This is a genomic window from Gimesia benthica (genome assembly GCF_009720525.1).
In the GTDB taxonomy this organism is placed as follows: domain Bacteria; phylum Planctomycetota; class Planctomycetia; order Planctomycetales; family Planctomycetaceae; genus Gimesia; species Gimesia benthica.
The window spans coordinates 332,168-353,444 of sequence record NZ_CP043930.1 but is presented as its reverse complement, the minus strand read 5'-3'; the positions used below and the strand labels follow the sequence as shown (position 1 = coordinate 353,444).

Genomic DNA, 21,277 nt, shown 5'->3' with positions numbered 1-21,277 from the left:
GAGGAAGAGCCATGCGTGTGTGTCGTCTTGTTGCTGGATTGATGATTCTGGCCGTGTGCCTGTCTGCTTCGGAATCGCTCTGGGCCTGGGGGAAAGGACATCGTCTGATTCGGCTCTGGGCGGTGGCCCGGCTGCCGGAATGGCAAACTGAATTGCTTGGCCAGGAAAATCTCACCCGTCTCTGTCGGGATTACACGTCGCTGCAGGACAAGCACGCCGGTGGAAAAATGCCGCAACTGGATGCTTACTGCCTGGTGCCGGGCGTGCGGCTCTCGCTGCATGATGTCAACCCGCCGACACAGAGTGCGACCGCCATCCAGTGGTACCTGGAGCAGATCGCCGATAACCTGAACGCGGGTAAAACAGATGAGGCGATGAAGTACCTGGGCGTGCTCTGTCACTGGAACGAAGATCCGGGCTGTCCCTCGGCACACAGCAGTCCCGTTTCCGAGCTGCAACTCAAAACGCTGCTGCCTCCCCCCAAGGACAAGGCACGCTATAACTATCTGTTTGGCGCGGGTGGCTTCATGGATTCCGGCAATTATCAACTGGCGGATGAAGCGTATACGCCCCGACTTTTGGGACGGACGCGTGCTGAGGCGGCGCTGCGAATCTATGAGCACCAGAAGCTGCTGCGGAACAATGCCGCAGCGCACATCATTCCCATCGTACAGGACACGATGCACGGAGACGGCACCAAGGCGGACGAACATCGGGCGGCTGCGGCCCTGGCCAACGGGCGGCATACGGCGGATGTGATCTTTACCGCGATCTGCCTGGCGACGGACCATGTGGACGATCAGGAGTTTCTGTTCGCTGATCAATCATTGACAGAGTGGTTGCCTGATTTCCGGGGGCGGATGATTCCCCACCCGTATTACGTGAAACCGTTCCTGGTGAACCAGGCGATGGACGCCCGGCGGCAACTGCATCCCCTCAAGATTAATGAGACCAGATACGAAACCGGCTATGGCATGGGGACGCCGTTCGAACTGGACTTCGTGCTGGCCCCGGGGAGTGTCTTCAAGCGGTTTACGTGCGATGTTGGACTGCATCCCACCGCGGGTAAGAAGGGAGCAGTCATGTTCGCGGTCGAGGCGAACGGCAAGGAACTGGTCCGCACCAAACCACTGCTTGTGGGGGATGAACCCGTCAAACTGGACGTCCCCCTGCCCTCGGCTGAGGTCTTGAAGCTGACGCTGAAGACAATCGCCGGCGAAGGTTCCGAACCGAGTCATAACCTGGCGGTGTGGGGACAGCCGGTGTTGAAGACTGAGTGAATGTCGGCAATTCGTGAGGGAAGCTTTCTGCCTGGGGACGATTCTGTTGAGAAACAGCGAAGTCTAGAGGCCTTGTTCACGGCGAGTAGGGTGTCGGTTTCAGGTCGTTGGTTCGCTGCGTTCCGGCAAACTGAATTCCATAGAACGCACATGTTCACACAGATATTCCAGGCTGGCGTGAATAAAAATGATCACTCCCAGCATTTCCATTGCTTCCTCAAAAGTGATGATGAGAGCGTAGAGCAGATTCTTTTCGCCATGGGAAAAGGCGTGGAATGCGCTGATCATTTCCACTCCAATGGCTCCCCCGACAAAGACTCCAGCAGCGAGGAGATACAGATTCCGAGTCCGGGCGGGGAGTGAAAACAGAAAACGGGACATCAGTGCTCCGACAACCAGGACGAAGATCCCTCCCGGAATCACCCAGGCGTAATGCAAGACCCCTCGCGCATCAATTAATCTGCGCATCGGCTCGATCGCACATTCATGAATTGTCGCTACCTCATCGAGTGAGAGAAGACAAAACAGCCCTGCCATAAAAAACCAGTGTAAGGTAAAGCGATCAGCCTGTGAGCGTTTACTGAGCGCGATCAGCAGCAGAACCAGGGAAGCGGTAAGTAATGCTATGGAAGAGTACCAGGTCGGCAAATTGGCTTCATAGTCCACGTACAGCAGAGGAATGATTCCAAATACCTGATCATGACCGGTGCCATATTTCACCAATTGTGAAAGCAGGCTTAAACTCAGCAACAGCCCGACGATAATCAGTAATCTGCGTGTGACCTCGAACGGCGCCGGAAGTTTTATTTGTACTAAGGACGATTGTGAGGACATGAAAATGCTTTCAAAATGTGTTTGCAGGAGAACAGGAAATGGCTAAGGCCCCCCAACTTGTTAGCCAGAAACGGAAGTCTGAGTTTCTTTTGAACTCAGAGAGTTTTGCTGATGATCTTGCTTGTCCCTTCGATACCAGCTGGCGATGCGATTACTGATCTGCAGCATTTTTGCTTTTTTAGATTCGCTGGAATAATGCACATACCGATAACTGTTCTCGACCGAGGTATACCAGTATTTCTTGGCATCTGGAGAGCCGGGGCCGATATCGTAGATTCGGTCTCCACGTTCCATGCTGTCACGCAGCATCTGACCCATTAACAAACGTCCCAGCCCTTTGTTGGATACATCAGGGTTAAAGCCCATCCGCAGTGAATAGACGATTCCCTGGTAGACGTAATTGTAAATGAAGGCTGCCGGCTGTCCGGACAGGTACAACAGATTTAGATCGACGGATCCAAAACGGGCTGCACTCTCGTGGGTATCGCGGAAATACTGGGCTACATCTTCGTACGATAATGTCGTTCCGGTGGTTGAGCTACCTTGCCAGCTGCTGCTGGCAATTTCCTCGCATGTATCATACAAATCCCAGCGGGGATCGCTCTCGCCGCATTTTTCTCCGCGGGGGCGATAACGTAAGTATTCAACTGTCCCTTCCTCGGCAACTCGCTTCTCTGCACGTCGAAAGGTCTGGCGTGCTTTTCCGCTGCGCGTTGCCAGATAATCATCCCAGTTCTGCTGAAGGTCAACATAGTAGGTCTGGCTCCACTCAAATTTAGCACACGCAAGTCCGGCCGCATCCAGTGCCCGTTCAGTCGCACCTCCATCAAATCCATCCGTGTCGACACAACGCAGGTCAATCAGATCCCAGTCGCGTTGTGTCTGTTGCACGTATTTCAGAACACAGTTCAAGGTGGCTTCGGGGTTAGCGGATACAGGGCCGTAGAAACTTCCCCAGTCATCAAAGGGATAGGTTAGAATACTGCACGTCCCCATCTTGGTTTTGATCCGCCGCACGCAGAGCGGCACGATTCCCGTCACTTCGCCGGCCTCCCTGACCACAAACACGCGCAGAAATTGCTTCTGATGAAAATGCTGCCAATACACTTTTAACCAGTTAAAAGACTGGAAGAAGTTACCGCCCGGAGTTACAGCCAGCAATCGATTCCAGTCATTGCAGATTTGTACCAGACCATTGATTTCGTTGATTTCGATGATGTCCAAGTTGGGCCCTGACATAATTTTATTGAATCAAAAAAGTGAATCTCGAGTTCAGTCAACCTTCAGGTTGACTGACTGACTATCGGTACTGAGTGTCCTCAATCACAGCTTCCGCAGTCGATGTGAAGCATTGCTGAATGCCATAAAATGACTTAAAAACATAGTTTCAGGGGAGGAGTGGAGACTTGATGATGAGAAAAAAACAGCTGCTTCACATAACTTTATTTTAAAAGAGCGGGTTATAACATTTGTATGTAGAATACGGTGCGAAAGTGGTACCACAAATCGATCGCCTGATCCCCCGGTGAGATTTGAAGAAAATCGAATTCGCGTATTGAGTGTTGAAAGTGCGCAGCTGAGAACCGGGATTCAGGCACTGTTCAAATAATAGCTGATTGCTAAGGGGCCGGGCTCTGGACGGCGATCGTCGTGAAAGGAAGATTCTATGATTCGGCTTCTCGCTTCCACTGTCCCGGCAACCGGGAATGCCCCCGTAAACCGAATCCCTGTGTTGTGAATTTCGTCGCTGTGATGCGTGTTGAGTGCGCATTCATGAATGAAAGTGGATCAATCAAGACCATCGCTCACAATAGATGGCTTTCAACTCAATGCAAAGATAAACCAGTTGAAACTACAGTCTTTGAGGATTCTGGTTTTTAACTAATGGTGGAAGGACTCGAACTCCCGACACATCTCTGCTGGTTCTATTGCGCTTACCAACCGAGCCAGAAAATCAAAACCCCGGCAGCGAACTATGCAGCTCGCGATGGGACGACAATGCTTTCCAGGCGTGTGACCAGTTTCTGGAGTGCGCGGCGGTAGCTCCAGGCGTCGACCTGGATTGAGTGCCGGGCCGTAGACTGCATTTTGACGCCGTTGGTCAGATCTTCGTCCACCTGTTGTCTTTGATTTCGAAACCAGTCCAGCTGTCGCGGGTTCTTTTTTCTGGCCCGCAGCCAGGCTGCTACGGCGCGCATCTGCCAGTCCACCAGTCCAAACTGGCCGCTGTCGGGCTGAATCAGACCGGCGACGAACAGTGTGTCTGATGTGGGATGAAACACGTTCTTGTACAAACGCGGTTTCCCCTCCTGCCAGTTGAGCCATTTGTTCTCAATGAAGGGGAAGACAATGTTGTAGCCGGTTGCGTAGACCACGACGTCCACTTCTTCACTGGTGCCGTCCACGAAATGCACGCGGCGTCCAGCGAAATGGTCGATGTCCGGTTTAGGGGCGATGTCGCCGTGGCGGACGTAATACGGGAGCAGCGTGTTGACCAGGGGATGGGTTTCGTAGAGCCTGTGGTCCGGTTTTGGCAGCCCGTTTCTTTCCGGGGTTCCGATGGAGAACCGGAGGACCGTCTGCATCAGCCAGCGCCTCAGGAACAGCGGCAACTGAATCCGCCGCATGCGCTGGCCCAGTCGTTCGGAACCGGTTCCCAGTAGAAATTTGGGGATGTAGTAGTAACCCCGACGGGTGCTGTGGAAGGTGCGACAGCCGTGTTGTGCGGATTCGACGGCGATGTCACAGCCGCTGTTCCCGCCTCCCACGACGAGCACGGTTTTACCTTCGAAGACTCCCGCGGTTTTGTAAGCTGCGGAATGGAAGACGTCTGCGGTCGATTCCCCCGGGTAGTCCGGATAGCGCGGCGACCAGTTGTGGCCGTTGGCAATAACGACCGCGGCGTAGCATCTGATCTGTCCGTTCGAAAGCGTGACGTTCCAGTCATCCGTACCCGGTTCGGGTTCGATGCGCTCGACTCCTGTGTTGAACTCGATCAACGGGCGTAACTGGAACCTGTCGGCGTATTGCTGGAGGTAGTTGCAGATCTGGCTGTGATGGGGGTATTCGGGGAAATCGCCGGGCATGGAGAAGTCCACGAAACGCATCGTGTGTTTGGAGGTAATGGTGTGAGTGGAGCGGTAGACGCGGGCACAATCCAGCTCATAGTTCCAGTTGCCTCCCAGATCCCGCTCGTGTTCCAGCACATCTACGGCAAAACCCTCTTCATTCAGGTTTTTTGCGGCGGCCAGCCCTGAGCTTCCTGCTCCAATAACACAGATGGATTGCGAACGGTCAACATCCAGCAATGTGGGAACTCCGATTCAGTAATTTAGATAGATTGTGGCCCCCTTTTCTCAATATCGGCAGATTTTGACTACCCCAAGATGGAAAAAACTTAAGAATTGGGGGGACTGGGCGGAGATTGAGGCCACTGTTGAATGAGAATGGCACTGATAATTTGTAAGCATATCGGTTCAAGAGGGAGACCAACGGTCGGGAAATCCTGGTGCGAGTTGGAGGCGTTTCCAGCCAATCGAAAACCTTCGATTGACCTCCCCGTCAAAAAAAAGTTGACAGTTGAAATTGCACAGTCGATAATCGGGTTCCAGTCACTATTCAAAAATCTCAGATCAATTGCTACGGACAGCAGGTCCAGAACGGCTCTCGCCGTGAAAGGAAGATTCTATGGTTCGTCTTCTCGCCTCCACTGTCCTGTATGTACTCGGGAATGCGATTGGAATCGTCGTGGCTGCCAAGTTGTTGCCCGGCTTCTCCATCGACTTCTGGTCGATCGTCATCGTCGCGGCGATCTTCACGCTGATCGTGGTTGTGATTACTCCCCTGCTGATTAAGATCTCGATCAAGAACGTGCCCCAGATGAGTGGCGGCGTTGCCCTGGTCGCAATCCTGGTTGGCCTGATCGGAACCAGCATGTTTTCCGATGGACTGAAGATCTCCGGCCTCACCACCTGGATTCTCGCGCCGTTGATCATCTGGGTCGTCGCTTTGATCGCGGGGCTGGTGCTGCCGTTGTTCCTTTTCAAGAAGACACTGGAAAAGGTGAAAGAGTCCTGAGCGACAGCGGCGGGATCACTTTTAACTCAGCGCATAAAAAAGCCAGAAGCATTACTGATTGAATGCTTCTGGCTTTCTTTTATAAGTAGTGGTGGAGGGACTCGAATCCCCGGCAGGCGAAATCTGATTCCAAAATACAATAACGCAGGTCAATGCTGATCACTGGTGTGAAAGTTTATTCCGAAGGATTTTACGATTTATTTGCCAATTAGAAACAGACTTCAACCTAATGTTAGATGCTTTCTTGTTGTACATTCGTGAATATTTAAATATACTGTACTGATAAATAATTTACGACTCTCAAATCAATAATGTAAAGGTTTTGTGATCAATGAAGATTCACAAAAAACAAAGGATAAAAGAGAAAGAGATACAGCAAGATGATGAAAGCTTAAACTTTGAAAGGTGTGAGTTGATCAGGGTTTATGCTGTCGACTTTTCTTTTGAAAATGTTAGTTTTAAGCAGTCAATTATAAATGAATGTTACTTCAGAAACTGTCAATTTAAAAATTGTGATTTCACCGGAGCAAAGATTTCAGATACGAATTTTCAAGGGGCAGAATTTCTAGGCTGTAACTTTATGTATACGAGCTTTGATCGCACTCAAATTGGAATGGGACCATTAAAACGGAATTTGCCAATTCAAGATAACCTCAAAATGTATTTGGCTAAGAGCTTGAGAATGAACTATGCATCAATTGGTGATTATGAAGGTGTGAATTTTGCAATTAAAGTGGAATTAGAAGCTACTTGGAGTCATCTGTTTAAGGCTGCTTTTTCCAGAGAGCAATACTACCGAGATAAGAGCGAATATAACGGTTTTTGGAATCGATCATGGTATGTTATAAAATGTTTGAATTTTGGATTATTCCGTTTAATTTGGGGAAATGGTGAAATCCCCTCTTTGATGTTCTTATCAATCCCATGTTTAGTTTTTGTTATGAGTCTTTTAATTTTTTTGTCCTCTGATATTTCATTTCACGATTCGATTAGGGAGACATTTAGTGTGTTTTGTGTTGGTGGGAAGTCAGCAAAATTATCTTTGTTATCTTCCTCTGTGATAAATATTGCCAGATATATTGCTATGGGACTTTTCGTCTCGAGTTTAGTTCGAAGACTCTCGAGGCGGTAAAATGTGGGTTTATGTTTATGGATCATTTGTAAGAGGTGAGATAGATAATAATTCTGACTTCGATGTGTTGTGTCTACATTCTGATAATCCGATTCTAAACATTCCTTCTAATGTCCATACAATCTCTCTAAAAACGTTTAATAAAATGCATGAAGAAGGAGATCTTTTTGCCCATCATTTATATCGAGAAAGTGTGATGATTTATTCTGCAGATGGATCTGATTTGATAAGAGAAATGAAGGAACCTGCTTTTTATGAGAACTGGAAGAAAGATTTTGAATCTTTTACTCTCATTGCGCGATATGCAATGAAAGAGCTACGAGAGTCAAATAGTTCAGTCTTTTCAAAAGGGCTTCTATACATGTCTCTAAGGGATCTGGCAATGATATATTCTTATGTTGTGATGGGTGAGGCTAATTTTTCAAAATACTCGCCCTTTCAAATAGACAATCCTTTAGAAATGAGTATTGACCATTACGATCACCTGCGTGCAAGTAGGCTTTCATCAACTCGGGGGACATGGGCTGATGAACTATTGAAACCTTTACCAGACTCATGTATTGGTTTGTCTAAACGATGGATTGAAGTATTAAATGAAAAGGTGAGGCATCATGCATAAACGAATCAAATTACAATCAACAATTATTAAAATGGTAAATCAAATTACCCCTGGGAATAAAAATCTGACAGGTTTAAGTCGTGTCGCAATACATGACTGGAGAGTCCGAAATGGGCGACAAGACCACGATGAGGTCGAAGAGACCTTGTTATTGCTTTCAGAACAGATTGGTGCTCTACATGATCGATCAAACCCGCCTAAAGATGATGTGATTGATTCAAAAACAAAATTGCTTATTGAGAAATTGAAGAATCAAGTTAAAAATAAATCTTCTGAGATTTCTGTCTAATATTGTTTTTTCCTGCTGTCAAATCACTTATTCTTATTCAACAAAAAAACGCCTGACCCCCAAGTTGGGATTCAGGCGTTTTTGATTTTCTTAACGTGCCAATGGCTGACACAAGTAGCGGTGGAGGGACTCGAACCCCCGACACGCGGATTATGATTCCGCTGCTCTAACCAACTGAGCTACACCGCCGGATGGTGTGGGCGTCTGTGTTGAGACAGACACTCCTATCCTAGTGGAAGTTCGCTGGGGAGAAAAGGTTTCTCCGGTGCTAACTTCCTTAGATATCTCACGTTATCGGCAAAAAAGCCGTTGAGAAGTCGCAAGATTAACAAATTATTGTTAGTACGCAAGTCAACCGCCGTTTTCATTCGAAAATGTCGCAGAAATTCGTTGATTGTGGGGCTTTTCCGGGGGCGTTATACTCGAATCTGCTCATTTGATACCCCTGAATCTCGCTCTGGAGTGCCCGCATGATGAAATCGCTCGCGTTCGGTCTGGTTCTCTCGCTCCCGTTCCTCTCGATTGCCCCTCTCCCGGCAGCGGCACCTGCAGAAACACCCCCTGCCCTTGAGACAGTCACACGGACGACTGTGTTTGAGAAAGGGGAAGCCGGCTATCACGGGTTTCGCATCCCGGCGCTGCTGGTGACGCCCAAGGGAACGCTGCTCGCGTTTGCTGAGGCGCGGAAGAACAATCTGGGCGACAGCGGCGATATTGATCTGGTGCTCAAGCGGAGCAGCGACAACGGGAAGACCTGGTCTCCCCTGGCGGTGCTGTGGAATGACGGGGAGAACACCTGCGGGAATCCCTGTCCGGTGGTGGATGAGTCGACCGGGCGGATCTGGCTGCCGCTGACCTGGAATCATGGCAAGGATCATGAGAAGCAGATCAAGGCGCAGACCGGTTTGGATACGCGGCGGGTCTATATGAGTTATTCCGATGATGACGGTCAGACCTGGAAGCCGCCTTACGAAGTGACCGAGACAACCAAGAAGCCGGAGTGGACCTGGTATGCGACCGGGCCGGGCAACGGGATTCAGCTGACGCAGGGACCACATAAAGGGCGGCTGGTGATTCCCTGCGATCATAATGTGACGCTGGACGGAAAGGTGGTGCGGCGGTCGCATGCGATTTACTCGGACGATCATGGCCAGACGTGGCAGTTGAGTGAGCCGATCGGCGAGATGACCAATGAATGTGCGGTCGTGGAACTGGGCGACGGTCGGTTGCAGATGAATATGCGGAGCTATCACGGCAAGAACCGGCGGGCGATTGCGTATTCCGACGATGGCGGGGCGACCTGGTCTGAGGTGACGCTCGATGCGACACTGATTGAGCCGGTCTGCCAGGCGAGCCTGATTCGTGTCTCGTTTCCCAAATATGGAACGCCGGGTCAGATTCTGTTCAGCAACCCCGCCAGTAAAAAACGGGAAAAGATGACGGTCCGGTTGAGCAAAGATGACGGGCAGACGTGGGCGGCGTCGCGACTGGTGACGCCGGGTTCGGCCGCGTATTCCTCTCTGGCTTTATTGAAAAATGGTCAGGCGGGGCTGTTGTATGAGCGGGACCGTTATCAGAAAATCGAATTCGTGGCGTTTGATTTAAAACAGTTTACTGCCGGACGTTAGGTTGTGGTGTGGATCTGGTTAAAGGATGCGTCCAGACGACAGCGAATCAACCGGGGCGAATGCCCTGCGGCTAATGGCTTTATAAGTTAGCAGGAGTCCCCTCGCTGGGACTCCTTACTATTTTCTGAAAGATAAAGTGACCGCCGATGGATACATTACTTGATCGTTTTCTGCGTTATGTCAAAGTCGATACCCAGTCGGACGAAACCAGTCCCTCGTTTCCGAGCACGAAGAAGCAGCTGGATCTGAGCCGGATGCTGTGTGAAGAGTGCGAGCAACTGGGGCTGGAAGATGTGACGATCAGTGAGTACGGCATCGTGATGGCGACGATTCCAAGTACGGTCGAAGGGGATGTGCCGGCAATCGGCTGGGTGGCCCATGTGGATACATCGCCTGAATTTTCCGGGACGAATGTGAAGCCGGTCGTGCATGAGAACTATGACGGGAGCGACCTTGTGCTGCCCGGCGATACATCGCGTGTGTTGCGGGTCAGCGAGGAGCCCCGGTTGAAAGAGATGGTGGGCAAAACCGTGATCACCACGGACGGGACCACGCTGCTGGGCGCCGATGATAAATCGGGCGTGGCCGTGATGATGTCGGCGGCAGCGCACCTGATGAGTGATCGCTCGATTGCCCACGGTCCGATCCGGCTCTGCTTTACCTGTGACGAAGAGATCGGCCGCGGGATTGAGAAACTGGATCTGGATGTGTTTGGCGTCTGCTGTGCTTACACATTGGACAGTGACGGGAGTGGTCGCATCGATTCCGAGACGTTCTCGGCCGATCAGGCGGTGATTACCGTACGGGGCGTGAATACGCATCCTTCGGTTGGTAAAGGCGTGATGGTGAATGCGATTCGGATTCTGAGCGATTTGATCTCATCCTTGCCTACCGAAACACTGAGCCCGGAAACGACGGACGGTCGCGACGGTTTCATTCATCCCTATCATATCGAAGGGGGCGTGGCGGAAGCGTCGGCCCGGCTGATCCTGCGTGATTTTGAAACGGAGAAACTGGCCGAGTATGCCGGCCTGCTGGATTCACTGGCGCAGCCGCTGCGCGAGAAATATGCGCGGGCGGAAATCAAGATCGACGTGCATAAGCAGTACCGCAACATGCGGGACGGTTTAGTCAAGGAACCGCGGGCGCTGGAGAAAGCGATTGAAGCGACGCGTGCTGCGGGGCTGGAACCGAACCTGAATATCATCCGCGGTGGAACCGATGGGAGCCTGCTGACCGAAAAGGGACTGCCGACGCCGAATCTTTCCAGCGGTCAGCATAATCCGCATTCCCCCCTGGAATGGACGACCGTGGAAGAGATGGAAAAGGCCGTTGATGTTTTAGTGCAACTTGCGATTCTCTGGGGCCAGGAACGTTGAAGTTTTTCACGTCCAGTTGAGGATTTCTGTCAACGTACCCGCTTTTTTTTCGAAACACGCCGATCTGCTTCCGGTTATTCCGCCTGTGGAAGCTGGTGAATTCAACCAGACCTTAAGCATTCTGCTGCGCCTGATGTGGCAACGAGTTAAGACGATTCGCATCAGAAGGAAATCGGGCGACGGCGTGCTGTTCTCCTGTCAGTTATTTAAGCTGTAGCGATTGTGGGGATTGTACCACATCTTCATGAAAACGATTGTTTGACCACCGTTTTTTTGTGGCTTATGTTAAACATATCGGCAAGCTACCTGTTTAAATAATCGCTGTGCATTGACGTGTGCAGCGCTGTTTGGTGTTTCGCATTTCGTTTACTTGTGATGAGCCCTGATTGTGGTGGCCTTCAAGTACGAATTACGTGCATCGACATAGAGGGGGAACAATGTTTTCTACTACCAAGATGCGACTTCTTAAGAGAGTCTACTCGAGTTCGCTGTGTATCGTGTTACTGGGATGTCAGCTGGCGGTCACTACGACTGTCTCTTATGCGGATCCCGGTCCTCTGCCCATCGTGATTCCTGTTACTCAGACCCAGGCGGTTGCCAAAGGGGAAGAGTTCGAACGGACGCGGCAGTGGATTAAGGCTATTGAGCACTATGAAGAAGCGCTCAAGGAATGGCCGGACAATGACAGCATCAAGTACGGGCTGCGTCGTGCCAAGATTCATTTCGGCATTGATCGACGTTACCACGACGACAGCTTTAACAAAGTTCTGCTGGTCCAGTCCCGTCGCGAATCATTCATTCTGTATGACGAAATTTTAGCGAAGATTCAATCGCACTTCGTCGACGCGTTGAGCACAACCTCGTTTGTCGCTCATGGAACAGAAAGCCTCTACCTCGCTCTGGCCAACGATGAATTTGTGAAGGTGCATTTGAAAAATGTGCCACCGGAAAAGATTCGCAAGATGCGTCGGATTCTTCGCGAGAACTACTGGAACAAAGGTGTCAACGGTTTTCACGGTGCCCATCAGCTGATCAACGAGGTCTGTGACCTGTCGTATCAGACTCTGGGTCTGCGTGACTCAGCCGTGATTGCAGAATACACGTTCGGCGGCTGCAATGCCCTGGACGATTACAGTAGCTTCCTGACTCCCGAACGTCTGGGCGACCTGTATGACAACATCGAAGGCGAATTCGTCGGCATCGGTATCGAAATGAAAGCCGAGATTGGTGAAGGCATGCTGTTGATCAACGTACTGCCCGAGAGTCCTGCAGAAAACGCAGGCGTGCTGGCAGGCGATCATATTGTGAGCATCGATGGCACCGACTGTCGTCACATGACGACCGATGCGGCAGCGAATCTGCTGCGGGGCACCTCCGGCAGCCAGGTGGTACTGGAACTGGAAAGTCCCAAAACAGAACAGGTCCGGATGGCCCGCGTGACTCGCAAGGCTGTACAGGTTCGCAGTTTTCCGATCGTGAAGATGGTCGATCAGGAAAATGGAATCGGCTACATCAAAATGACCGGTTTCCAGAAAACCTCAGCAGCAGAACTCGACGCTGCCCTGCAGAAACTGCACGGCGAAGGCATGCGGGCTCTGATCTGGGACGTGCGTGGTAACCCGGGTGGTCTGCTCTCTGCAGCCGTGGAAGTGCTGGATCGATTTATCGATGAAGGCAAACTGGTTTCCACCAAAGGTCGCGTATCCGATCAGAACTGGAGCTACACCGCTCACCGTCCTGGTACCTGGAAGATTCCGCTGGTCTTGCTGGTGGATGAAAACAGTGCGAGTGCCAGTGAAATTGTGGCGGGAGCACTCACCGATCATCGTCGGGCGACCGTGGTTGGTCGCAAGACTTACGGTAAGTGGTCAGTCCAGAGTATCTTCCCGATCCGCGGATCTACGGGATTGCGTCTGACGACGGCCAAATTCTATTCGCCTCACGGAAACACATATGGTAAGATCGGGATCAAACCCGGAATCACGGTTGAGAAAGATGAACTGCGGACGGCCATGTATGGGGCGTCACAGGAACAGAAACTGGCAGCAGATTCTGATATCAAACGTGGCTTACAAATTCTGCAAAGGCAATATGCTGTAACACCATGATGGATGAACGTGCCGCCTGGCTGACCCAGGGAAAAGGAATTACTCCCAGCCTCCGCTGGTCATTTTCCACCGAAGCGCCACTCCTGGCGCTCGACCTGGCACGTGAAACAGGAGAAATACTGGCCGCCGATATTTCCGGCGGCCTTTATTTATTGGATCGGCAGGGTCAGTTCCTGCATCTGAACCGCGGGATCAGGGATGTGCAGCTGGTACACTGGAGCGATCACGGCAAGCGGGGGGCCGCGATCTACTCCGATAATAATATCTGCTGTTTCGATCGCGATCTGAACGTGATCTGGGCGATTTCCTTCTCCGTGGAATGCCTGGCGATTGCCATGGATTCCTACGGCGATTATGTCGCCGTCAGTCTGGCCAGCGGGAAAACGATTCTGATCGATTCCCAGAAAAAGAAGGTGGCCAGCTTTGAGACGATGAAGCCGCTGAGTTACCTCGAATTTCAGATGACCGAACCTCGTCTGATGGGGGCGGCTGAGAACGGCCTGGTCTGCTGTTATGACCTGGAAGGCAACTGTCTCTGGACGGAGAAGCACTGGTCGAATTGCGGCGGGCTGGCGATGTCAGGCGATGGTCAGCGGATCTACCTGGCGGGATTCAATTACGGAATCCTGATCTTCGATCATGAAGGCGATTCCGCGGGAACGCTGGTATTTGAAGGGACGCCGAAGGTCCTTGCCTGCGATTTTCAGGGGAACCGGATCGTCACCGCGACCATTGAACAGGAATTGTACTGGCTCAACCAGGAGGGCAAACTGCTGTGGGGCGGGATTATTCCTGATGAGGCGATCGAGGTCGCCTGCGACCCGTTCGGACAGTGGTGCGTCTGCGGTGCTAAATCAGGGCTGGTACAGTGTCTGGACTGGAGCGACTCACTTTAAATGTGTTTGTGTGGGGGGCGGTGCGAAGATGTGATGATGTGCACTAACCCGTTTTCTAGGCAGGATCGTAGAAAAGGGCCAAGGTCTATTTTGACTCTCCCCTTGCAAATGCTTATTATATAAGCTCTTCCTGCAACACATTTTTTGCGTCTCACTTTCAGTTCCTGTTGATTCACACTTTCTCACACACTGGCGACATGCGTTACTAACACCGGCGAATCAGATCATTTCTGGGGCAGGCGATGGCCAAGCGGAATAAAGATACTCCTGAAAAGAAAAAACGCCAGTCCGCGCGCGTGCCCAAGCTGGATTCGCTGGGGAAATATCAGATCGAGAAAGAGATTGGTGCCGGTGGCATGGGGGCTGTCTTTCTCGCTCGTGACACGACGCTGAATCGACTGGCGGCTCTTAAAATTCTGCCCCGCGACAAGGCGGAAAACCCGGTTCTGGTCAAACGATTCAAGGCTGAGGGACAGGCGGCTGCTCACCTGCGGCATGAGAATATCGTCTCCGTCTACGATGCGGGCGAAGAAGACGGTTATCTCTACATTGCCCTCGAGTATGTCGAAGGGACTGACCTGCATAACATGATCAGCAAGCGGACCCGACTACCTGTTCGGCGTTCGCTGGAGATTATCACGCAGGTGACAGAAGCCCTCTCGCACGCCTATCAGCAGGGAATCGTCCACCGTGATATCAAGCCGGCCAACATCCTGATTCGCCAGGATGGGGTCGTCAAGCTGACCGACCTGGGGCTGGCCCGTTCGATTGATGACAACACCGAAACCAGCATTACCCGGGCCGGTACGACTGTGGGAACGGTCGACTATATGGCTCCCGAGCAGGCACGGGACAGTAAAGCGGCTGATATTCGCAGCGATATCTATTCGCTGGGCTGCACCTGGTATCACATGCTGACCGGACGGGCCCCCTTCTCCGAGGGAAGCCTGACCAATAAACTGGCCGCACATGCTACTACTCCCCCTCCCGACCCGCGGGAATTGAATGAACGCGTGCCCGAAGGGATCGTGGCGATCATTCACCGGATGATGGCCAAGTCCAAGAACGACCGCTACCAGACGCCGGAAGAACTGCTGGAAGATCTGAAGGACCCAAATCTGAAGCGTTCCAATGTCGACAATAATGTGCTGGAAGCACTGGCCTCAGATGAATCGGATGGGGAGCATCCGACGCGTGAGGTCGATATTATTCTCCCGGCTGACAGCAGCGATTTTCAGATTAATCAGTTCATTCCCGATTACAACAGCCAGCCGGATGAGGACGACGACGATCATGCAGATGCAGATGGCGGGAACCGTCTGAGTACCAGCTTTGATCTGCAGCAACTGGCGGGAGAAGTGGAACTGGAGTCTGAAGTCACGGTGCCTGGGCTGAAGCGTTCCCCCAAGTCGACGCCTGAGAAGAAAAACGAGAAGAAAAACGAGAAGAAAAACGAGAAGAAAAACGAGAAGAAAAACGAGAAGAAAAACGAGAAGAAAAACGAGAAGAAATCATCCCGCTCGAAATCGGGACCACAAAAAACAGTCGACCGTTCGCGTACCCGGCAGCCGGTTGACGAACCGGAAGAAGGCTCCGTGATCTCCGATTCCGCGATGAAGACGCGGAAGGCGAACCGTACTCGCAAAAGTGAGCCGGACTCTTCGCAGGGTAAGCGGAGCCGACCTGCTGCAGCGGGTAAAAAACAGGCTCGGCCTCAACCGACGAAACGCAGCAGCGGGGGCCGCAAATCGGTCCGGGAAACGTCGCCGGTCATGAACGGCGACGCCGATGCGAGCGAGAGTGAGATTTCACTCGACTACCGGCAGATTGGTCTGGTGCTGGGCGGGTTACTGCTGGTCATCATGCTGATCTGGTGGGCTGTGAGCAGTATGGGGTCTGGTTCCGCACCGCAACAGGGACCGGGCAGTAACCCATTCGATCCGAATGCCGAGGCGCCCGCGCCGGCCGAAAGCACTGCGGTCGCCGCTGCGGATGAGCCAAAAGCAGATGCGGAAGCGGAAAAGGAAACGGAAAAGACCAGTACCGAAGTCACAAAAACTGAGGAAAAGTTTGCTGGTTCCCGATGGGAAGAGGCGGCTGTGCGGGGGCAGGAAAAACAGTATCTACCCTCGTGGGGGAAAGGCTTTTCGGCGCTGACGGGGGCGAATGCCAGCCAGCCGGAAGCTCAGCTGCCCCTGCTTAAAGTCGCCCATGGATCTTCGGCGCAGGGAATCTACTCCAGCCTGGATGACGCTTTGGCGGAGGTGGCCAACCGTGGGGCAGTCATTCGTCTGTACGGTCCCGGTCCGTTCTCAATGAGTCCTCAGCGACTCGCAGGAATTTCGCAATTGATCATCCTGGCTGCGGATTCCAGCCAGAAACAGCCGACGGTGATCCTGACTCCGGAGGGCGGTTCTGATTCGCAGACGATCTCTGATTACCTGAGTTTTTCCGGAGGGCTGCTGCGGTTCCAGGGAATTCATTTCCTGTGTGACGCGGGCCGTCTGACTGGTAATGGCGACTGTAACCTGCTGGCTCTAAACCAGAGTGATCTGACCATTCAGGAATGTTCCTTTTCACTGACAGGAACCGGGACACGTGAGTTTCGACTGATCAATTCTACCGGAGTCCCCCGCACCGAGACCGATCGGCCCGAGGGGGAGTCGCGGATTCTGCTGGAGAACTGTGTCGTTACCGGCAGAAAGCTGGAAGTGGTGCGAGTGGATCAGCCCTACTCCGATGTGATGCTTTCCAACTGTTATTTTTCTGTGACCGAAGCCCCCTGCCTGGAGCTGGCGGCGCTGAATCCCAATCTGAATATCAGCAGTCTGCTGCAGGCGCGGAAGGTTCCCCGCACGCTGCGTGTGTTTTCCAGTACACTCGTCTCTGATCAATCGATCTTTGAGCTGATCGGGCCGGTGGCAAAACAGGCCCCACCTGCTGCCGAGAACCAGGAGACTCTGAAGACGCAGACCGACCTGATCGTGATCAATTCGGTACTCGTGGGAGATCCGCAGGCAAAACAGGCCGCGATGCTGACGCTCGTCGACTGGCCGCAGGATAAACTGCGCCAGCAGAGTAAGAGTCGCTTCAAGGACCTGGATCTGCAGCTGGAGAGCGTCATGTTCTGGGGTTGGCCGTTGTATCTGAGATCGACCGAACCTGGCAGTCCGCAGAGTACATTTGAGATTGATGCCCATCGAACCTGGCAGCAAAGTTGGGGGAAGCCGGTGGCGGTTGAGTCTTTCGATGCTGATTTACCATCTAAGTACGCTGCACTGCGGAAGCCGGCCTTTGACAGCAGCCTGCTCAATTTTTCCAAAGTCAAAAATGTCTATAGTGTTTCTTCAGGCGGGATAGTACCTGGCTGCGATCCGAACCGTCTGGCGACGCTTTCTGACGGCGAGCAGGAGCGGATTCAGGCCTACGTGAGCCAGCCTCAGATCGGAAAAGCAATCGCCGGCAAGTTCGCAAAATCGAAGACGGTTTCCTTCGATATGTCGAAAGGAAATCTGAGCGACTTTCTCAACAGCGCTGCTGTTTCAGGACCCACCCGGGTGAATGTGACCGGACAGGGCGTCTGTTATACGGCTCCCATCGAGCTGGAAAACAAACAGGTGCAGTTGAATTTCGACACGCCCTCTGGTGCGGCTCCTTTGATTGTGGAACTGAAGCTGCTGCCCTCCACAGGAAAGACGCGGTCACGTGATTCCCGCAGTGCGGGAGTGGACTCCTTTATTGCCCTGAAGAATTCTACCTTGGCGATTCACGGCGGGAAATTTCGGATTTCGGCCGACCGGAAAGGTGTGGTTCCCCGGGCTTTCGTTTCGCTGCAGAACAGTCAGCTGGCACTTGAAGATTCTGCCCTGGATGCTCTGCTGCTCAACGACAAACGCTTTCAGTCCGTTGTGCAGGTTGGCGGGGGAACGGGAAGTCAACCAAACCAGGTGCTGTTGAGCCGCACCTATCTATCGACTTCGGGAACGGTTGTCAATTCAGAGGCGACGCAGCTGGACCTGGAAGTCTCCGGAAGTCTATTATTGAGCCAGAATGATCTGTTTGCGTTAGCGGTGAAGCCGTCGTCGAGTCCGCGGGTTCGGGTTTCTCTGAATCAGAGTACCCTGGCGCCTCGCGATTCGGTGCTGGCTTTTAAGGAAAGCGACGGTTCTCAATCTACGGGAACTGCTGCCCGGGTGCTGGCGGAAGAATGTCTGTTTCTACCTGTTCCAGCCGCGTCAGGCGGTCGCTCTGATTCTTCCCGTTCCGCTTCCCTGCTTCGGCTCCCACAGGGGCTGCAGAAGCAGGTACAGTGGTGGGGTTCGGCTAATGGGTATATGGTAGAGCGGTTGCAGGCACTCGGGGAATCCGGTTCGCTGTCTGCGGGGGCTGGCGGCGATTTTGAACAGACGCTCGCCCAGGTCTTCGGTGATCAGGCAGATCAACATGCACTGGCGATGCCGGGCGGGGTTCTGCTGCAGGAACAGAAACTGCCTCCCCTGACGAAGATTCAGCCGGTTCACTTTCGGCTGCTCCCTGCCTGTAAGGCGGCGACCTGGTCAGACCTCAAGCAACCGCTGGGGGCTGATCCCGTTGCACTGCAGGCGATGCTGGAAGGCAATCCGCAGGACCGGGCAAAAGCGGCCCGCAAGAAACGCTCGTTCTAAGGAATTTCTTAGATATTCGAGAGCGTGGCGTGGGGGTGATCTTCATCCAGACGCGGAACGGTCAGCGTGAAACGGGAACCTTTGCCGGCTTCGCTTTCGATGCTGATTTCTCCCCCGTGTTCGCGGATGATTTTCTGGCTGACTGCCAGGCCGATACCGGTGCCGCGGGCGCCCTTGGTGGATTCGAACAGGTTGAAGATTTTGCTGATCTGATCCGCGGGAATACCGGGGCCATTGTCGGAGACCATGATCAGGATCTGATCGGGTTTCGCGAGGTAGCGGGTTTCCAGCAGAACGATCCCCTGCTCCAGGCCTTCGACGGCATCAATGGCATTGATGACGATATTCAGGATCGCGCGATGAATACCTTCGTGATCGAATACGCTTTCCGGCAGTTCCGGATCCAGTTCGCATTTCAACTGAACGCCGCACTCTTCGGCACGGGCCTGCATCAGTTCGTGCACGTCTTTGACCGGCGTGTTGATGGAACCTGGTTCGAGGGCCGGCTTGCGTTCTGTGCTGAAGGTCAACATGTCCATCACGAGGTGATAGATTTTGTTCTGGTTCTTCTCGACAATGTTCCACCCTTTGCGGACGAGGTCTTCCTCGGACTTGTTGAGTCCCATGTCGATCAGGTAACTTCCGCCGCGAACCCCCTGCAAAATGTTCTTGATATGGTGGCTCAGGGTGGCGATGGTCTGACCCATGGCGGCAAAGCGTTCCGCTTTCAACATGGCATTCTGGAAGCGATAGTTTTCAATGGCCAAAGCGGACTGACGACCGATGGCGACCAGGAGTCGCAGGTGTTCTTCACTGAATTTTTCGACGGCCCCGTTCTTGAGCAAAGCTTCGGGATGAGAAGTCGTCGTGTCGACGTAGATGACGCCCATCAGTTCATGGCGTCCCTGCATGGGAACGCACATGGCTTCGCGAATGCCCGCCTGCAGGATACTGCGGCCCCCTTCAAATCGCTGATCGCGCTGCGCGTCGGAGGTGCGGACTCCCTGTTTTTTGTTGAGCACGTAGTCGACAATGCTGTGGGAGACCGGCATGCGTGCGCCGGACTTCTTCTCGGCACTACTGCTGAAGATCTGGGGTTGGATTTCTCCCGATTGCGGGTCGGTGATCAGCATACAGCCCCGATCAGCGCCGACCGTATTGATGGTCAGGTCGAGTATGCGCTTGAGTAGTTCTTCCTGTGAAATGGTCGGGCTGACAGCGGCTTCTGCGATGCGGTACAAGGCCTGCAGGTCGTTTTGCACATCCTGCTGCTGGACAATTCCGGAGAGATCTGCCGTGTCCAGTACCATGGAGTCAAACTCGTGATTGACTTCGTGGGTAATGCTGGACTGATTTGAATCCTCGCTGCTGATCAGGTCGATTTTTTCCGCCATGTAGCGGGAGTCTTCGTCGATCGCCTGGCTGGAGAACAGCAGCAGACTGCGCCCGATCTGGATATGATCACCGTTACTGAGCCGGGTGGATTGAACCTGGGTCCCGTTGACCATTGTTCCATTGGAACTGTTCTGGTCAGTGATGATGTAGGAGCCGTTCTTGAAGGAGATCGTAGCGTGCTGACGGGAGGCTTCCGTATCCAGAATCCGGATCTCGTTTCGCACTCCTCTACCCACACTGGCAGGATCTGTTCCCAGTTGGAAGCGGGTTCCGAGGTCCACTCCCTGGATAACCAGCAGGGTCGCTTTGCCCCCCTCTTGTGCGTTTGCTATCAGCCTTTTCATGGTCTCTGATTCTCAGTCGATGACTGGACCTGCTCATCAGGTAAACGTACGCTGCACCGAATTCCTGCAACCTGCGCGGTGATACATGAATTCAATGTGCAGTCTGTTTCAGTCGAGGAACGCCCGGGAAACGATTCCGTTTTCCTGAGTTCTCTGTGAAGGGAAATCCTTTACAGAAAAGCCCCTACGGAGAATCATATCTCAACCGGGAGCGCTGTTCAAATCCCAACATCCGTTTAGAGTGAGATCTGTCAGGAGAATCTGAGCGGACTACTGGTGAGATCGGGGCTGATTGAGCAGGCTTTCAATCGAATCGATCAGCTCTGCGTATTGAAATGGCTGGACCAGGAAGCGGGTGGACTGGTCGGTTTCGGGAGTGGCAGGAACTTTTACTGAACCAATGACAACTTTGGGGACTTCATTCCAGCCTGGCTGTGCTGAGGAAGAGGCGGCCAGGTCGTCATCGTGCAGAACGACAATGCTGGGCAGTTCGTTCTCGGTGATGACATCCCCCGGTTGTGGCTTGCGGATGCGATTGACGCGACATCCCTGGGGTTCCAGGACTGCTTTAAGAACTTCTTCCGTTTCGTGTAATCCATCCAGGACGACAACATGTTGACCATTTACCACTT

The 21,277-nt window shown here is 52.7% G+C and carries 15 protein-coding genes and 1 tRNA gene; 10 read left to right on the top strand and 6 right to left on the bottom strand.

The annotated features are described in order from the left end of the window. The first annotated feature begins 11 nt into the window (after window positions 1-11). On the top strand, window positions 12-1,280 hold the full coding sequence (locus F1728_RS01535) for an NPCBM/NEW2 domain-containing protein (RefSeq protein ID WP_155362606.1): 1,269 nt from the start codon (window positions 12-14) through the stop codon (window positions 1,278-1,280). A 99-nt stretch (window positions 1,281-1,379) separates the two neighbouring features. Here the strand turns inward: F1728_RS01535 and F1728_RS01530 are convergent, their stop codons facing one another. From F1728_RS01530 to F1728_RS01520, 3 genes are all read right to left on the bottom strand, one after another. Beyond that, on the bottom strand, window positions 1,380-2,114 hold the full coding sequence (locus tag F1728_RS01530; RefSeq protein WP_155362605.1) for a hypothetical protein: 735 nt from the start codon (window positions 2,112-2,114) through the stop codon (window positions 1,380-1,382). Window positions 2,115-2,174: 60 nt separating this feature from the next. Next, the gene (locus tag F1728_RS01525; protein ID WP_228030456.1) at window positions 2,175-3,338 is read right to left on the bottom strand and encodes a GNAT family N-acetyltransferase; all 1,164 of its coding nucleotides are present in this window, start codon (window positions 3,336-3,338) and stop codon (window positions 2,175-2,177) included. Window positions 3,339-4,087: 749 nt separating this feature from the next. Continuing rightward, a complete protein-coding gene (locus F1728_RS01520; RefSeq protein ID WP_194242634.1) occupies window positions 4,088-5,422 on the bottom strand; it encodes a flavin-containing monooxygenase in 1,335 nt (444 codons plus the stop codon). A 379-nt stretch (window positions 5,423-5,801) separates the two neighbouring features. Here F1728_RS01520 and F1728_RS01515 point away from each other — a divergent pair, with 379 nt between their 5' ends. The 4 genes from F1728_RS01515 to F1728_RS01500 all read left to right on the top strand — a co-directional run bounded on the left by F1728_RS01515 (window position 5,802) and on the right by F1728_RS01500 (window position 8,231). After that, window positions 5,802-6,191, top strand: a complete 390-nt coding sequence (locus tag F1728_RS01515) for a phage holin family protein (RefSeq protein WP_155362602.1) — start codon at window positions 5,802-5,804, stop codon at window positions 6,189-6,191. A gap of 331 nt (window positions 6,192-6,522) precedes the next feature. After that, window positions 6,523-7,323 carry a pentapeptide repeat-containing protein gene (locus F1728_RS01510; RefSeq protein ID WP_155362601.1) on the top strand — a complete coding sequence of 267 codons (801 nt, stop codon included), beginning with the start codon at window positions 6,523-6,525 and terminating at the stop codon, window positions 7,321-7,323. A 1-nt stretch (window position 7,324) separates the two neighbouring features. Continuing rightward, window positions 7,325-7,942 carry a nucleotidyltransferase domain-containing protein gene (locus tag F1728_RS01505; RefSeq protein WP_155362600.1) on the top strand — a complete coding sequence of 206 codons (618 nt, stop codon included), beginning with the start codon at window positions 7,325-7,327 and terminating at the stop codon, window positions 7,940-7,942. Further along, window positions 7,935-8,231 carry a hypothetical protein gene (locus F1728_RS01500; RefSeq protein ID WP_155362599.1) on the top strand — a complete coding sequence of 99 codons (297 nt, stop codon included), beginning with the start codon at window positions 7,935-7,937 and terminating at the stop codon, window positions 8,229-8,231. Before F1728_RS01505 ends, F1728_RS01500 begins: the two co-directional genes overlap by 8 nt. 115 nt (window positions 8,232-8,346) lie before the next feature. Here the strand turns inward: F1728_RS01500 and F1728_RS01495 are convergent. After that, window positions 8,347-8,420, bottom strand: a tRNA-Met gene (locus F1728_RS01495). 281 nt (window positions 8,421-8,701) lie between these two features. Here F1728_RS01495 and F1728_RS01490 point away from each other — a divergent pair. The 5 genes from F1728_RS01490 to F1728_RS01470 all read left to right on the top strand — a co-directional run bounded on the left by F1728_RS01490 (window position 8,702) and on the right by F1728_RS01470 (window position 18,906). Next, window positions 8,702-9,859, top strand: coding sequence for a sialidase family protein (locus tag F1728_RS01490; protein WP_155362598.1), 1,158 nt, complete (start codon window positions 8,702-8,704; stop codon window positions 9,857-9,859). A 146-nt stretch (window positions 9,860-10,005) separates the two neighbouring features. Continuing rightward, window positions 10,006-11,238 (top strand): peptidase T, encoded by a 1,233-nt coding sequence (gene pepT / locus F1728_RS01485; protein WP_155362597.1) that lies wholly within the window; start codon window positions 10,006-10,008, stop codon window positions 11,236-11,238. 437 nt (window positions 11,239-11,675) lie between these two features. Then, window positions 11,676-13,346 (top strand): S41 family peptidase, encoded by a 1,671-nt coding sequence (locus F1728_RS01480; RefSeq protein WP_228030455.1) that lies wholly within the window; start codon window positions 11,676-11,678, stop codon window positions 13,344-13,346. Further along, window positions 13,343-14,242 (top strand): WD40 repeat domain-containing protein, encoded by a 900-nt coding sequence (locus F1728_RS01475; RefSeq protein WP_155362596.1) that lies wholly within the window; start codon window positions 13,343-13,345, stop codon window positions 14,240-14,242. Before F1728_RS01480 ends, F1728_RS01475 begins: the two co-directional genes overlap by 4 nt. Window positions 14,243-14,484: 242 nt before the next feature. Continuing rightward, window positions 14,485-18,906, top strand: a complete 4,422-nt coding sequence (locus tag F1728_RS01470; protein ID WP_155362595.1) for a serine/threonine-protein kinase — start codon at window positions 14,485-14,487, stop codon at window positions 18,904-18,906. An 8-nt stretch (window positions 18,907-18,914) separates the two neighbouring features. Here the strand turns inward: F1728_RS01470 and F1728_RS01465 are convergent, their stop codons facing one another. Then, window positions 18,915-20,645: an ATP-binding protein gene (locus F1728_RS01465; RefSeq protein WP_155362594.1), complete on the bottom strand. Its 1,731-nt coding sequence runs from the start codon at window positions 20,643-20,645 to the stop codon at window positions 18,915-18,917. Window positions 20,646-20,915: 270 nt separating this feature from the next. Next, on the bottom strand, window positions 20,916-21,275 hold the full coding sequence (locus F1728_RS01460; RefSeq protein ID WP_155362593.1) for a hypothetical protein: 360 nt from the start codon (window positions 21,273-21,275) through the stop codon (window positions 20,916-20,918). Window positions 21,276-21,277 lie beyond the last annotated feature (2 nt).

Coding starts and splice junctions, on each gene's coding strand:
- F1728_RS01535 (WP_155362606.1), top strand. CDS start 12: ATGCGTGTGTGTCGTCTTGTTGCTGGATTGATGATTCTGGCCGTGTGC.
- F1728_RS01530 (WP_155362605.1), bottom strand. CDS start 2,114: ATGTCCTCACAATCGTCCTTAGTACAAATAAAACTTCCGGCGCCGTTC.
- F1728_RS01515 (WP_155362602.1), top strand. CDS start 5,802: ATGGTTCGTCTTCTCGCCTCCACTGTCCTGTATGTACTCGGGAATGCG.
- F1728_RS01510 (WP_155362601.1), top strand. CDS start 6,523: ATGAAGATTCACAAAAAACAAAGGATAAAAGAGAAAGAGATACAGCAA.
- F1728_RS01505 (WP_155362600.1), top strand. CDS start 7,325: ATGTGGGTTTATGTTTATGGATCATTTGTAAGAGGTGAGATAGATAAT.
- F1728_RS01500 (WP_155362599.1), top strand. CDS start 7,935: ATGCATAAACGAATCAAATTACAATCAACAATTATTAAAATGGTAAAT.
- F1728_RS01490 (WP_155362598.1), top strand. CDS start 8,702: ATGATGAAATCGCTCGCGTTCGGTCTGGTTCTCTCGCTCCCGTTCCTC.
- pepT (WP_155362597.1), top strand. CDS start 10,006: ATGGATACATTACTTGATCGTTTTCTGCGTTATGTCAAAGTCGATACC.
- F1728_RS01480 (WP_228030455.1), top strand. CDS start 11,676: ATGTTTTCTACTACCAAGATGCGACTTCTTAAGAGAGTCTACTCGAGT.
- F1728_RS01475 (WP_155362596.1), top strand. CDS start 13,343: ATGATGGATGAACGTGCCGCCTGGCTGACCCAGGGAAAAGGAATTACT.
- F1728_RS01470 (WP_155362595.1), top strand. CDS start 14,485: ATGGCCAAGCGGAATAAAGATACTCCTGAAAAGAAAAAACGCCAGTCC.
- F1728_RS01465 (WP_155362594.1), bottom strand. CDS start 20,645: ATGAAAAGGCTGATAGCAAACGCACAAGAGGGGGGCAAAGCGACCCTG.